This window comes from Prevotella lacticifex (assembly GCF_019973375.1).
Taxonomy (GTDB): Bacteria; Bacteroidota; Bacteroidia; order Bacteroidales; family Bacteroidaceae; genus Prevotella; species Prevotella lacticifex.
This window is the reverse complement of the sequence record NZ_BPTV01000001.1, coordinates 693,288-706,987: the sequence shown is the minus strand read 5'-3', so window position 1 is coordinate 706,987 and position 13,700 is coordinate 693,288. Positions and strand designations below refer to the sequence as shown.

The window sequence follows — 13,700 nt, the reverse complement described above, 5'->3', positions numbered from 1 at the left end:
AATGGAAACAAGGGCAAACTTCGGAAAGATAGGCGTTATCCTCGCCACGGCAGGCAGTGCCGTCGGCCTTGGAAATATCTGGCGCTTCCCGTTTATGGCGGGTCAGAACGGTGGTGCGGCGTTCATCGCCGTCTACATTGTGTGCGTTCTTCTGTTAGGAATCCCCGGAATGATTGCCGAATTCATCGTCGGGCGCCACGGTGCATCCAATGCCGCGCGCGCCTATAAGTCGTTTCATAAGGGCAGGGCATGGGGAGCCGTGGGTGTGCTCGGTGTCATCACGTCGACAATCATCCTCGGTTTCTATGCCGTTGTGGCCGGATGGTGCCTCCAGTACTTCTTCGCCTCTCTCTTCGGAATGGTCGGCGGCGATGCCAATAGCGTCAAGGACTATTTCGTCAGGTTCACTTCCAACCCCATAAAACCGGCACTGTGGGCTCTTGCCTTTGTCGTGATGACCCATTTCGTCATAACCCAAGGTGTGCGCCAGGGCATAGAGAAAGTCTCAAATATCCTCATGCCTACGCTTTTTGTCCTCCTAATCGTCATCGTCATAGCGTCGTGTTCACTGCCCGGTGCATCGAAAGGAATAGAATTTCTCTTCCACCCCGACTTCTCGAAACTAACCCACGACGTATTCCTCGACGCCCTCGGACAAGCCTTTTTCTCCCTCAGCCTCGGCACAGCCTGCCTCTGTACTTATGCCTCATACTTCAGTCGCCGCACCAATCTCAGCGTGTCGGCATGCCAGATAGCACTCCTCGACACGGGAATAGCCATCCTCGCGGGACTGATGATCTTCCCCGCGGCATTCTCCGTAGGAGTGAACCCCGACAGCGGTCCGTCGCTGATATTCATCACCCTGCCTACAGTTTTTGACAAGGCATTTGCCTTTCTCCCCTTCCTCGGCCATGTGGTGGCAGTGCTTTTCTACGCTCTCCTGGTGCTTGCGGCCCTCACCTCGACAATCTCGATGCACGAGATAGGCACAGCTTTCTTCCGTGAGGAGCTCCACACCTCCCGCCGCGGTGCCGCCTGCATCGTCACGGTGACAGCATGCATCATAGCCATCGTGTGCTCACTGTCGTGCGGAGCCGTCAACGGTCTGACACTGATGGGAAAGAGCATTATGGACTTCTGCGATTTCTTCACGGCACAAATCCTCCTTCCCCTCGGTTCCCTGCTAACATGTTTCTTCGTAGGATGGGTGGTACCACAGACGATTGTCCATCGCGAGTTCACTAACTGGGACACGGTGAGCGGACGTTTTTACGGCATCTGGCTGTTCTTCGTGCGGTTCGTATGCCCCGTATGCATCGTGATGATCTTCCTCCATCAGTTCGGAGTAGTATAGCGTAACTACCGGAGCAAAATCCGGTTGACAACATAAAGTCCTTCCCTCGGCTCCTATATATAATGTAGACATGGACCGATGGAAGAACCGGGGGAGTCATAAAAAATACGATGAGACGTCAATAGCAGAATAATATAAACTTCAATCCGACTAAATACTAATCTATATGCGAATACGGGACTTTTTCTATCTACAGAAATCCGACAGAGTAGTATTCCTGTTCTTCCTTTGTCTCGTGGCCCTTGCCGCGTCGATATTCTTCTTTGTCGGCGGACTGGAGAAGCGCACTGCCGTCGCCTCTGCCGACAGTCTGGCCTTTAAGCGCGACTCCTCGCGGCGTTCCGCCCGTTATCCTTACATGTCCCCACGACCTTACCGCACCGACGACGGGCGTCAGGCCGAGCTCTTCGCCTTCGACCCCAACACCGCCGACAGCACGCAGCTGCTGCGCCTCGGGCTCTCGCCGTGGCAGGTGCGCAATATCTACCGCTATCGTGCCAAGGGCGGTGTGTACCGCAGTCCCGAGGATTTCGCCCGCGTCTACGGTCTCACCCGCAAGCAGTATATGGACATGCGGCCCTACATACAGATTTCCGACGACTACGCTCCGGCGGCCAACTACGTCCGCCCGCGGCCCGTCTTCAGTCCCAACAACGACCACCACGAATACAGCCGCGACACCGTTCTATTCCCCATGAAGCTGAAAGCCGGACAGACCATCGACCTCGCCACCGCCGACACTACACAGCTGAAGAAGATTCCGGGTATCGGCACGTGGTGGGCCCGGCGCATCGTAGGCTACGGGACGCGCCTTGGCGGTTATGTCAGCGTGGCACAACTGAAAGAGATCGACGACTTCCCCGTAGAGACGCTACCCTACTTCCGAATCGGCAACGCCCACCCGACAAAACTTAATATCAACACACTCACCATCAATCAGTTGCGCCGTCACCCATACATCAACTTCTATCAGGCCCGCGAGATTTGCGACTACCGACGGCTGAAGGGCCGCATCACCGACCTCAGCCAGCTGTCGCTACTAAAAGATTTCCCGGCGGAAGAGATTGAACGCCTGCGGCCTTACGTAACATTTTAGGCCGAATATCAACCGAAGGAGCCCGGCATAATACCGGGCTCCAATCTCATTCTGTCCTCGCGGGCTGTCTTCCAATCAGCTTTTCAAATTCCCTTAGTCTGGTCTAAAGCGCTGTATTTCAGTCGGCTTTCGACTACTTATATTTCCTTTTCCATTACAAAAACAAGTCCAAATCACTGTATTTCAGTCAGCTTTCGACAGCAGTTCCTTGGCCATAGCCTTGAAAGCGTCACCGATATACTGGTCCTTCGACTCATCAGCCATAGCATTCAACTGACTGGCAATGAACTTCTTAGCCGGAGTATTAATCACATTATAGTAGTTCGAGCACATATCGTTGGCCTTGTTCAGTACAGCCACCATGAGGTTCATTATCATCAGCTGTCCCGTCTGCTCGTCGCCCTTACACTTTTTGTAGTCCTTGTAGGAACTGCACAACGACGAATAGAAAATGTGGAGGTTGTTGAACTGATTGACAAAGTCGGTACTGTTCTTTATTTTTTTCTTCAACTGGATATTGTCAAGTTCGTTCTGGAGTTTCTTCATCTCCGACTGTAGCGTTGGCAGGGGATAGTCGGAGTATTTCTTTCCGTCGATATATATGCCCTTGTCGTCGATGGAGATACCCGGTCCATACACATCTCCGCTCCCGTCGACAGCCCATTCACCATCGCGGTCGGCATAGTCGGAATATCGTGTACCATTGATATACACCCCTTTATCGTCGATGGAGATGCCCGGTCCGTAGAGACTTCCGTTGCTCTTGTCGATAATCCACGTGCCTTTCCGGCCTTTACTATTGTATCCGTAGGTCATAGTTCTATGGCTACTCATCCGTGGATCCTTGCCGTAATATCTGTCCACACTGCCGAGCAGACTGTCGTTACGCACATACCACACCAGCGCGTAGGCGTAACGCATCGTCGAGTCCTTGCAGTCGCGTATAAACTGGATATTGTAGTTGCGGTCAGGCCACGAGCCGAAACTCGTCTGCTGCCTGTTGCCCTCACCCCATGCGATGTTCATCTGGCTGTTGTCGTTCGCTCCAGCCCTTTTGACGAACGACGAGTAGGCCTTTGCACTCCAGTCGAACAGCGTAGAATTGTAATCGCTGATGAGCTTACTCTTCTTTGCCGGAAACGCAAAACTCACCTCTGTCCTACTCCATCCGGGGTAGTTCTCCTTTGTCTGCGATACAATATTGCCGCCGGTGTAGAGCGAGGCGACGAGACGGTCGTACGCCTGGCCAATATCCTCCAAGGGCTTTTGGCCGTAAGCGGCGATGGCTGTCAGCGCGACAGCCGCAGTTATCAATGCTCTTATTGTCCTCATTGTTTCGTCCTCCTAATATTTATTGTTAATATGTATCATCGTCATAATATTGTGTCATGGTGCCGTCCTCAATAGCACTCGTTATGAGCTGCTCGTTGATAGCCGACTGCATATCGTTTATCAGCAGTGTGCGCGTGATATCGCAGTCCATAAGTGTCAGGGCCGCATCGACAAATTTCTCCGATTCCTCCGTCACATGGTACGAGCTGTTGGCTTTCTCCATAGCCTCAGCCAACGCCACAGCCTCCTCCGACTGTTCGGCCGTGCGATCCGCGTAGAGAGGAGAAGGCGGCACAGGCTCGAACCTCACCCGGCGCGTCCTGTGCCCGGTCTTCTTCTCATGGTTGTATATTTGAGAATCTATGGTATCATTATCCATCGGAACCGCCTGTGTAGCCGTGTCGGCATGCTCGGGGGTAACGGCGCGGGGAGCCTTCTTGAACGTCGCAATGGCTATGGGAGCCGATGCCTCATCGCCGGCGGGATGCTGCCAACGGCTCAACCCGAAGAGTCCGACACCGACAGCGAGCGCCACCGACGCTGCCACAGCCACAATACGCAACAATCTGATGTTGCGTCGCTTAGGCATCGGCATACCATCGTCGAACCATCCGAACATCGTCCGATAGTCGGCAAGGTCACCATCAACATCCGGATGGCTGCGGAACCACTTGCTGATGTAGCGTTCCTCGTCCACGGTGGTCATACCATCCATGAACTTCCGAAGCAGCTGACGTATATCCTTTGTCATTATATAATCCGTTTTTTATCCGTTTCACGTTGAGCATCGCCCGAGGTCCTTCCTCCTGCGGTGTTTTTTCTTATCATATCAGGCCCCTCATCCTGTCTCTTTGTATCTTCTCCAAGAGCTTATGGCGGGCCCGCGAGAGGAGTGTGGCCACCGATTGAGGCGTTATTCCGAGTATTGCCGCTATCTCGCCGTTGCTTTTCTGCTCCACCTGGCGGAGGTGCAAAATCTCGTATTCCTTTGATGGCAGTCGGCTGAGCTGCCGCTGTAGCCACGCGTCGTTGGCCTGGTCCTCAATGGCTGTCAACGGGGTATGACCCGAAGTTTCACTAATCTCGACATCGGCGGTCGTGACAACAGTCTGTCGGCGTCGCCTCAGAAGATCGATGGCCGTATGGGCCGCAATGACCGAAGCCAGTCCCGCGGCATGGTCGGCGGAGACAATCTTTGACCGCAGAGCCCACAGCCTGAGCATCGTATCCTGGGCGATGTCCTCGGCCTCGTCGGTGTCGAGCGGATAGCAGCGGCCCCGTCGAAGGGCCTGCTCCCGCAATGCCGTTGCTATGTCGATAAACTCTTTGTCGGTCATTGTCTCTGTTTTCTATCTGTAAAACGGATTAATCCCGAAAACATAAACACAATTAACATTCATTAACCATAAGTCACGAATGCGAATTGAGTCGGAATAGACTGCTATCAATATCATGACGAGATATAAATCCAACTTACGAGAATCTCGCAAGCGTAAGCCTTAAGCCTCCGAATGAACACTTTAGCGCGACAAACGCATATCTTTGCCATGCCGTTAAAACCAATTTCCGATTACGAACGAGACAGAATCTGCGGTGCACTGGATATTTTCAGTGAAATCATAGTGAGTGGAAATATTCTTCACAGAGCAAAAAGAAAAGATAGGAAGGCCATAAAAAGCAAAAGAGACAAGCCGCATACCAGCCTGTCTCCTTGAGTAAGTCGGGATTACTGGACTCGAACCAGCGACCCCTACGTCCCGAACGTAGTACGCTACCAACTGCGCTAAATCCCGATCTTTTTTTGTTTTGCGGGTGCAAAGATACAAATAAAAAACGGAACAGAATAATTTTTTCGGTTAAAATTATTGTCCGTCCGCTTAAAAGTCTGATTTCATCGTGGCGCAAAGCAGGAAAGAGCCCAATTGATTTCCAGTTAATCCATTGCAACCGCGGCTTCGTGGTCGTCCGTCGTCCCTGCAGATAAGTAGCAATGTGTGTTTGCGGGACGCAGCCCTTGCGGCCGTCAGTAGCCGACAAAGAAAGACGAATTTAACGTCATAAATCATTGATACAGAATCGCTTGCAGCACACTACCACCGTAGGGACGGGGTTTATCCCCGTCCTACCAACAGCGGGCGAGATGCAAAACAAATATAACGTAGCTACGAGGGTAGGGATAAGCCCTACCCCTACTGTGGCAAGGTGCTGCACAGACAGCCGAAGAGACGCAGTACCGACGGACGAAATGCATAGCAAACAAATGCATAAAGGTACATAAACTGTCTACTTATCAGCGTATTGGTGGTATTATTACTTGTAAAAATCTTTCGCTTCTATACACAAACAAAGTCACCCTCGTAACCACCTCATTATCAGTCACATCGAAATACATGCCATTTGGCGTTCTAAAAAGGTCCATTTCATCGTGCGAAACGGACCGTTTTGCGTCCTCAAACGGACCGTTTCAGAAGGCCAAACGGTACATATCGGAAGGCTGTAAATATTTTTCGGAATAATGAAAGCAAATCAGAGAGAATGAGAATCGATGCATCAACCTTCGCCAAACGCATTCAATCGACTGCATATTTCCTCTCCAATCCTCCGTCGGGAGAGATCTATCCCCACCCTACTGCCACAAAGACAGATTGAAGAAAATACACGCAGCTGCCATGACGCGGAGCAAACCACATTACTTATCGTACGGTTGGAAAATGATTTTGCGATGCCACGGATCGAAGGCGATGACGGCTTTATGGAATATTTCCTCGCCAACGGAAGTTGTACCGCTTGGATCGTCCGTGATGACAGCATCGTCCACCTTGAACGACTTGATGGCAAATTCACATTTGTAGGCCTTGACTCTTCGCTTATGAATAGCCGTATCGAATAAGGGCGCATTGTCTTCAATACTATCATCGAAGGCCTTACAAGCTTTGAACTCTTTGTCGGCTTTCTCCCACTTGTCAAGGACACTTGTCCGTATGGTGCAGAAATGGCTGGCGCCAGAATCTAATGCCGTCTTCGTGCGGTGACGTTTACCCACCTTAATTGAGAAAGAAGGCAACACATCGCACTTTTTGTAACTCACCCTAAGTCCTGTTGTTCGCTTTGCCCACTTGTGATCGTTCGATACAATCATGATACCCTTCCGCAAATCGACCTTGACAAAATAGTTGAGTCCTCTTCTTATTAATGGACAAAAGCCCATTAAGCCGTCACCGATATTTAATAAGGCAGCTCTTAATGTACTGTCAGAGGGTAATGGTGCATACGAAACGATCAAAGAATCACATTGCGAGCCAAATTCTACAAGCATATTACCCTCTTCCAATGCCTTGGTATGATTTTTTACATCAACACCGTCAGAAATCCATTTCGTTTTAAATGGCTTTTTATCCCCATACAGCGCAATGCCTTCTGCCCCCGTGTCGAATGCAAGTTGCTTACGCTCATGGTTTATGGTTACAGGCATCAGAATATGCCCGTACCGCTCAACTATTGGTATTGTATCGGTAAAAACATGATTGTCGTCTGCCTCTGCGACTGTAAAATTGAGGACAAAGACAGCAAGAAACAGCCTAATCTTAAAGCCGAGGGAGCTGACTACTTTAGGGCTAAAGAACTTCATGACGGTAAAACGCAATAAAAATATATTGAAATAACGATGGCTGTAACAATTTATTATCATCAAATTACACTTTTTAGCCAAGTACCATCCGTCGGAAAACCGAAACAAATGGGACATAAACAATATCGCCACGAGACAAGGCAAGAGCTCACTGATTCCATCTTATGCCGGCTGACCTCATTTGAAGTTGAACGCACTGTAGTATGCCGAGAAGGCCGGAAAGAAGAAGCCACGCACAAAGCCCAACAATCCCTTGGCCTTTGAGGCGGGATAATAGATGCTCTTGCGGTTGCGCATACAGAAGAAGCACAGACGGAGGTAGGCGGCAAAGGAGTGGCGGAGGAGCAGAGCCACAAGACGGTGCTGCAAAACGACGCCACCGTCGGTTGCCGACAGGGTATTGTCGAAGACATAGCGGCAATGGCTCATGAACTTTGGCTCTTCCTGCAACTGGCGGAAGAAACGGAAGCCATGGAGGTAAGGTGCAACGGAGGAGGTCGTTGTCGTCAGCGCCATCGTCCTGTGGGTCACACTGCTGTCGTGGGACCGGTGAAAGAGGAGCACGTCGCCAATCCTGACGATGCCATTGTTCCAGTCGGCATGAAGAGTGAGATTCCAGTCGTAGTTGAGACTGCCCTCCCAGTTCTTAGGATTCTTCATGAAACTGCTTGGTCCGAAAATGGAATGTCCGAGCAGACAGCGGAATACGTGGGTTGCCGGCCGCACGTCGTTGCTCTCGTCCTCCACCACGGCAGTTGCCTGGGTTGCGCCACGACATATTGCCGACGTGCAGATGTCGTGGGTGCCGATGACCTCCATCTGGCGGGCTATTTTCTCAGGAAACCACACGTCGTCCTGGTCGCTGATGGCAACAAAATCGCCCGTAGCACGCATGCAGGCTGTCTGGAAATTGAGGTTGAAACCCAAATTGCGTTGGTTCTCAAAGACCTTCACATTAGGGTAGCGGCGGGCATAATCCTCGGCAATAGCGAGGGTGGAGTCGGTGGAGCAATCGTCCTGAATGACAAGCTCATAGACCGGATACGACTGGCCGAGAATGGAATCTATCTGCTCGCGGATGTATTTCTCGCCGTTGTATGTCGCCATGACAACGGAGACTGTGGGATTTTTGTTCATCTTACTCAAAGACCATGTAACAGTAATAAGCGTAATATAGGGGGAAGAAGAACCCATGAAAGGCACCCATAAGGCCCTGTGCCTTCCGTGGCGGGTTGTAAATATCCTTGCGGTTCCTCATGCACAGGATGCAGAGCCTCAGCAGTCCTGTCAGCGACTGGCTCATGAGCAGTTCGGCAAAGCGGTGCTGAGTGCGGATATCGCTGTCGCTGCTGTCGGCGGTGTTCTCCTGGATGAACCGGCAGTGGCTGATGAATTTAGGCATGCGCTGCATCCTGCGCAGACATCCGAGGCCATGGATGTAGGCTGCCGTGAGCGATTTTCCATGGGCCCGCGACTCCTGGGCGATGACCGTATAGCTCTTTTCGTGGGAGCGGTGGAAGACTAATGGCTCGTTGACTTTCGTCATTCCGTTGCCCCAGTCGGCATGGAGGGTCAGACTCCAGTCGTAGATGAAGGTGCCACGCCAGTTGGATTCACACTGGAGGAAGCCTCTCTTGGCGAGGATGGTATGACCGAGGATGTCGCGAAAGACATGAGTTTTGACACGGATGTCGTCGCTGTAGGGGTCGGGGGTCATATCTTCTGTCGTCGTACCACGGCAGACGAGCGACGTACAGATGTCGTAATCGCCGATGGCAGCCACCTGCCGCTCAATCTTCTGCGGGAACCACACGTCGTCCTGGTCGCTGATGGCTATGAGGTCGCCCGTAGCCCGCATCACGGCGGTACGGAAATTCTCGTTGAAACCGAGGTTGTGATCGTTGACGAAGAAATGGATATGGGGGAACCGCGACTCATACTCACGGCAGATGGAGGCCGTGGAGTCGGTGGAGCAGTCGTCCTGGATGATAAGCTCACAGATTGGGTACGACTGGTTCAGAATAGAATCAATCTGCTCGCGGATATATTTCTCGCCGTTGTATGTCGCCATGACAACGGAAACTGTCGGTTGGCTCTTTCCCATTAAATCATTATTTTCATAAACAAGCAGCGCAATGCCCTGCAAACGCTGACGGCCGAAGAAAGGATTCGGCACCGGACGGCTGCGCAGCTATCGGCATATTGCTGCCGGAGAATGAACCGGACATGCCACTGTCAACATTTTGCGAGGCAAAGGTATACATTATTTATAATCCCACCAAGGTTTTGATTCATTTTCATGCGCTTACGGTATCGACGCGAACTGGGGAAGGGTAAAAGATGTACTATCCTCTCCCTTCACGAAGAGGATAATACATTTATAATCTGGCGATTTTCGGATGTGGGCGACGGGGTCGGCCACGTAAGAGAGGATCACTCCCCCACCTCAACAGTTCTAACATCAGCATCGGCAGGCAGCAGGGGTAGAAGTTTGGGAATGAAGTTGTTACGAGCTACGAAGAAGATGTCCTTACCGTCGGCAATAGCTGTCATAAGCAACTGACGAAAGCCTTGACCGGCAATCTCTATGCGCCCAATCTCGTCAATCCATACCTCCTTTGCCTCCGGATGCTCATTGTAGTACTGCAGGGCTTTGTCGAAGGCCGACTTATGTACGAAGTAGCTGCAGCTGTGCATCATTCCACCGGTAAGGTCCTTCACGGCCAATTGCTCCTTCGAGGCTGTTTCCATTTCGACGTCAGGGTCCTTCTCGAAGAAAGGGAGAGTCTCGTCCTTGGGGTAGAGAACGAGGTCGTAGGCGCAGACTTTTCCGTCGGGACCGTGTTTCTTCAGCGAGAAGAAACAGAGCCCGTCGCCATGTTCGCGGTATTCCTTGATGAAGCGGGTCGACTTACCGGCACCGCGCGTTCCTGTGAAAATAGTTATCTTCATAGTATGAATGTCTTTATTATTCTATTTTTCAAGCGGTTACAAATCGAACGAGACACTGGCGTACCACGTCCTGCCGCGCATGGGGTATCCCTCTGAATACTCGTAGATTTTGTCAGCTAAATTGAGCACTCCTACCTTTATATCAGTCTTCCATAGTTTACGGGCTATACTGGCATCGATGGTGGCGAAGCCCCCAGTCGACGTACTGCCGTCGGAAGAGGAATAGGCCCGGCCCTGAGCCTGAAGGCGTCCCTGCAGACGGAGTTGCCAAACGGGACGCAACTCAAGGAAGGCGGTGAACTTATTGCGCGGGCTGTAGAGAAATTTCAGGTCGTGGTTGTCCATATTCTTCTGGTCGATGAAACTGTAGTTGGCATTGGCCGTCAGCCAGGAAATATCGTAGCCTGCACCAAGTTCGAAGCCACGGTACTGCGCTTTGCCCCGGTTCTGGAGCTGATAGATTTTCGGATCGCTATCGTCAACGCCCGTAACCTCCTGGATAATGTCATTGATGAAGTTGTAGAACGCACCGGCATGCCACCGCAGATTCTGCCAATGGCCCTCATAGGCGGCATCGATATTGACGGATTTCTCTGTTCCCAAGTCAGGATTGGGGATGGCCTTGCCGAGTTTATAGGAATACCTGTCCTTCATACGGGCAAAGAGCGAGGAGCGGCTGACGGTGAACCGGAAGTGATGGAGTGCCGACGGATGATAATCGATGGCCGCAAGAGCATTGACATTGCCGTCATGGGTGTTGGGCATCTCGGTCAGTCCGCGCTTGGCGTTGTACTCCTCAATCTTATAACCCTGCCGTGCAAACCAGCCGACAGAGGCCGTTGCCGACAGCTGGGGGCTCAGACGGGCCTCATCCTCAACGGCGAAGGAGTAGATGCCTTCGCTGATATGGGCCACCGGCTCGCCGACGTTATGCGATCGGTGGACATCAAATTTATAGTTTGCGCCGAACTTTAGGTCGTTGCGGTCCGTCGTCGCCCAAACGAGGTTGGCATTGGCTCCGAGGGCATAATCGTTGTAGATACTCGTCCACCCCTGCTTGCCCTTCTGAGTGGAATAAGTGAAATCGTCGTAGGAATCAAGGGTATTGTCGAAGGTATCGTACCACAGCCGGCTCTTCAGCGTCAGTGCCGGTGCCAATTTCGTTGTAGAGTGGAAGTAGATTTCGTCCTTTTTCCATTCAGGACTGATGCGGAACTGCGCCCGGCCGTTGCTTCCCAAGTACGGGGGGACATGTTTCTTGGCGTTGATATGGGTGTAGCCGACTACATATTCGTCCGTAGCGTTAGGCGAATAGCCCACTTTCGCACTGATGTCGAAGTCGCGCGACCGTGAGTTCAGGCGCTTGTGGCCGTCAAGATAGGGGGAGTCGGTGGGATAGCTGTGGGGCAGCCGGAAGTTCGCGATGTTGGCATAGCTCACGTCTACCTGCCCGAACCAGTGGTTCCATCGTCCGCCAAGGTTTAAATTACTGTGCCAGAGGGTGTTGACATCGAAGTGCATCTCGAATGGTTTCTGTGGCTGTCGGGTGACAAGATTGACCGACGGGCCAAGGGTGTTGCCTCCCAAGAGCAGCGAACTGGCTGATTTGCTGACGTCAATACGGCTGAGCATGCCCGCCGGAAGCCGGTAGAGGTCGACGGTGCCGTCGTAAGGAGCCGTCATCGGCACTCCGTCGATATATATTGGCACGTCGGCACTGCTGATGCCGCGAAGCATAAAGCCGGCCTCGCTGCGCCCGCCGGTCTCCTGAACGATGAGTCCCGGCACCCAATTGAGGGCCTCGGAGACGCGCTGAATGTCGGACGACTTCATAAAATCGGCATTGACCTGATTGTCCTTAAAGGTCTTCTGACGGTCGAAAACCATCACTTCGCCTAAATGGAACACATGGGTCGTGTCGGTTGGCGGCTGAAAAGTAAGGGGTAACGCTGCAACAACAGCAGATAATAACAACATAATTCAGTATATGTTTGAGTTTGTTTTTCTTTTAGTTATGATACATCTGCCACACAATCAGTTAAATACCGCACCTTCACCCCGACCGCACCGGAAATCGAAGATGCGGCCGCCGCGCTGGGTTCCATGCGAAAACTTGTTTCCACACAGAGCCCGAAAGCGCGCTGGACGGTGTCATCAAACCCTATTTTCGGGGTATAAAGAAGTCGATAATGTATATCACGGGTATTGCAACCATGTGCATCAGCTTCGTGAACGGGAAGATAATTACGAGCAGGAAGCCAAGGAGAATGTGAATCTTATGCGGCAGGGATGCGTCAGCAATGTAGTCGGAGGCCCCAGGGAGGAACGTGAACAGGCCCTGCGCCCATCTGTCGAGATTCATGTAATGGTCGAGGTCGCTGTTGATTGTCTCCACTGTGCCCATCAGTCCGGTGACTATCTGGAGGAAGATGATTACGACGAAGAGATAATCGCCGAAGTTGCTGTTAGCCACCACGTTACGGTTGGTGAACCGCCGGAGGGTGAGCATGCTGATACCTGCGAGGGTAATGAGTCCGGCTCCACTGCCCATGACGATAGCCAACTGCCGTTTCTGTTCATTGGTTATCAGCCAGTCGTAGGACCATTCGGGAGCAAGCAGACCGAAAATGTGTCCGAAAAACACCAGGATAATACCCACATGGAAAAGGTTGCTGCCCCACTTCAGCAGACTGTCATTGCTAAGGAACTGCGAGGAATAGGCCTGAACGGTATTCCCCTGTGCCGCAATGCGGTAGGTAACTCCGCAGATGAACAGAGTTCCGGCTATATAAGGCAGGTATTGGAAAAGAAATGTGTGCATGACGTTTTGTTTTATTCTTCTTTCAAGATAGCTATGAGCGGCTCGTAAGGATGCTGCTCCTTAGCGAAGCACTCGTCCATTTTCGTGATTACGCCGCGTATGTCGGCCATCGCCGACCGAGCCTGTTCCACGCTGTCCATATTGGCAACATACTGCAAATACATCGGCAGATAGTCGGGCAACTCATCTTCGGCGGGCATCAGACCGGCTTTGAGATACTCTTCCTTCAGGTCGACCATGGCCTGACCACGGTCGCGGCTCGTGCCATAAACCATGTCGAAGAGATAAAGATTGGTCTTTGAGGAAGTATCGAAGACGTCGCTGTAGGCCGCCTGCCAACTACGCACATCGGGGAATGACGACACATAGCTGAGGAAGGTTTCGACCTTGGCTAACGACTTGACACTGAGAATCTTCTCATCACGTAGCGCCGGCATTATCTCGCTACGGCTCTCCCACAGCTCTACAGAGGGATAGTCGAGCAGAAGCGAAAGTATATTGTATGTCTTTATCATAA

The 13,700-nt window shown here is 51.8% G+C and carries 12 protein-coding genes and 1 tRNA gene; 2 read left to right on the top strand and 11 right to left on the bottom strand.

Translation table 11 applies throughout. The annotated features are described in order from the left end of the window. Nucleotide 1: 1 nt before the first annotated feature. Nucleotides 2-1,354 (top strand): sodium-dependent transporter, encoded by a 1,353-nt coding sequence (locus LDN30_RS02515; protein ID WP_223928652.1) that lies wholly within the window; start codon nt 2-4, stop codon nt 1,352-1,354. A 166-nt stretch (nt 1,355-1,520) separates the two neighbouring features. Continuing rightward, the gene (locus LDN30_RS02510; protein WP_223928651.1) at nt 1,521-2,450 is read left to right on the top strand and encodes a ComEA family DNA-binding protein; all 930 of its coding nucleotides are present in this window, start codon (nt 1,521-1,523) and stop codon (nt 2,448-2,450) included. Between the two features lie 183 nt (nt 2,451-2,633). Here LDN30_RS02510 and LDN30_RS02505 read toward each other — a convergent pair whose 3' ends face one another. The 11 genes from LDN30_RS02505 to narJ form a co-directional block, all read right to left on the bottom strand. Then, entirely contained in the window at nt 2,634-3,782 is a 1,149-nt protein-coding gene (locus tag LDN30_RS02505; protein ID WP_223928650.1) for a hypothetical protein, read from the bottom strand. 25 nt (nt 3,783-3,807) lie between these two features. After that, on the bottom strand, nt 3,808-4,533 hold the full coding sequence (locus LDN30_RS02500) for a PG0215 family putative anti-sigma factor (protein WP_223928649.1): 726 nt from the start codon (nt 4,531-4,533) through the stop codon (nt 3,808-3,810). A gap of 73 nt (nt 4,534-4,606) precedes the next feature. After that, nucleotides 4,607-5,119, bottom strand: coding sequence for an RNA polymerase sigma factor (locus LDN30_RS02495; protein ID WP_223928648.1), 513 nt, complete (start codon nt 5,117-5,119; stop codon nt 4,607-4,609). Between the two features lie 383 nt (nt 5,120-5,502). Further along, nucleotides 5,503-5,575, bottom strand: a tRNA-Pro gene (locus tag LDN30_RS02490). A gap of 896 nt (nt 5,576-6,471) precedes the next feature. Continuing rightward, nucleotides 6,472-7,410: a hypothetical protein gene (locus tag LDN30_RS02485; protein WP_223928647.1), complete on the bottom strand. Its 939-nt coding sequence runs from the start codon at nt 7,408-7,410 to the stop codon at nt 6,472-6,474. A gap of 177 nt (nt 7,411-7,587) precedes the next feature. Then, the gene (locus LDN30_RS02480) at nt 7,588-8,547 is read right to left on the bottom strand and encodes a glycosyltransferase (protein WP_223928646.1); all 960 of its coding nucleotides are present in this window, start codon (nt 8,545-8,547) and stop codon (nt 7,588-7,590) included. Nucleotide 8,548: 1 nt separating this feature from the next. Continuing rightward, on the bottom strand, nt 8,549-9,514 hold the full coding sequence (locus LDN30_RS02475) for a glycosyltransferase (RefSeq protein ID WP_223928645.1): 966 nt from the start codon (nt 9,512-9,514) through the stop codon (nt 8,549-8,551). Between the two features lie 329 nt (nt 9,515-9,843). Beyond that, nucleotides 9,844-10,362: a hypothetical protein gene (locus tag LDN30_RS02470; protein ID WP_223928644.1), complete on the bottom strand. Its 519-nt coding sequence runs from the start codon at nt 10,360-10,362 to the stop codon at nt 9,844-9,846. A 36-nt stretch (nt 10,363-10,398) separates the two neighbouring features. Further along, the gene (locus LDN30_RS02465; RefSeq protein ID WP_223928643.1) at nt 10,399-12,339 is read right to left on the bottom strand and encodes a TonB-dependent receptor plug domain-containing protein; all 1,941 of its coding nucleotides are present in this window, start codon (nt 12,337-12,339) and stop codon (nt 10,399-10,401) included. 184 nt (nt 12,340-12,523) lie between these two features. Next, complete coding sequence (gene narI / locus LDN30_RS02460) at nt 12,524-13,183, bottom strand: respiratory nitrate reductase subunit gamma (protein WP_223928642.1); 660 nt, start codon at nt 13,181-13,183, stop codon at nt 12,524-12,526. An 11-nt stretch (nt 13,184-13,194) separates the two neighbouring features. After that, nucleotides 13,195-13,698, bottom strand: a complete 504-nt coding sequence (narJ, locus tag LDN30_RS02455; RefSeq protein WP_223928641.1) for a nitrate reductase molybdenum cofactor assembly chaperone — start codon at nt 13,696-13,698, stop codon at nt 13,195-13,197. Nucleotides 13,699-13,700 lie beyond the last annotated feature (2 nt).

Coding starts and splice junctions, on each gene's coding strand:
- LDN30_RS02515 (WP_223928652.1), top strand. CDS start 2: ATGGAAACAAGGGCAAACTTCGGAAAGATAGGCGTTATCCTCGCCACG.
- LDN30_RS02510 (WP_223928651.1), top strand. CDS start 1,521: ATGCGAATACGGGACTTTTTCTATCTACAGAAATCCGACAGAGTAGTA.
- LDN30_RS02505 (WP_223928650.1), bottom strand. CDS start 3,782: ATGAGGACAATAAGAGCATTGATAACTGCGGCTGTCGCGCTGACAGCC.
- LDN30_RS02500 (WP_223928649.1), bottom strand. CDS start 4,533: ATGACAAAGGATATACGTCAGCTGCTTCGGAAGTTCATGGATGGTATG.
- LDN30_RS02495 (WP_223928648.1), bottom strand. CDS start 5,119: ATGACCGACAAAGAGTTTATCGACATAGCAACGGCATTGCGGGAGCAG.
- LDN30_RS02485 (WP_223928647.1), bottom strand. CDS start 7,410: ATGAAGTTCTTTAGCCCTAAAGTAGTCAGCTCCCTCGGCTTTAAGATT.
- LDN30_RS02480 (WP_223928646.1), bottom strand. CDS start 8,547: ATGAACAAAAATCCCACAGTCTCCGTTGTCATGGCGACATACAACGGC.
- LDN30_RS02475 (WP_223928645.1), bottom strand. CDS start 9,514: ATGGGAAAGAGCCAACCGACAGTTTCCGTTGTCATGGCGACATACAAC.
- LDN30_RS02470 (WP_223928644.1), bottom strand. CDS start 10,362: ATGAAGATAACTATTTTCACAGGAACGCGCGGTGCCGGTAAGTCGACC.
- LDN30_RS02465 (WP_223928643.1), bottom strand. CDS start 12,339: ATGTTGTTATTATCTGCTGTTGTTGCAGCGTTACCCCTTACTTTTCAG.
- narI (WP_223928642.1), bottom strand. CDS start 13,183: ATGCACACATTTCTTTTCCAATACCTGCCTTATATAGCCGGAACTCTG.
- narJ (WP_223928641.1), bottom strand. CDS start 13,698: ATGATAAAGACATACAATATACTTTCGCTTCTGCTCGACTATCCCTCT.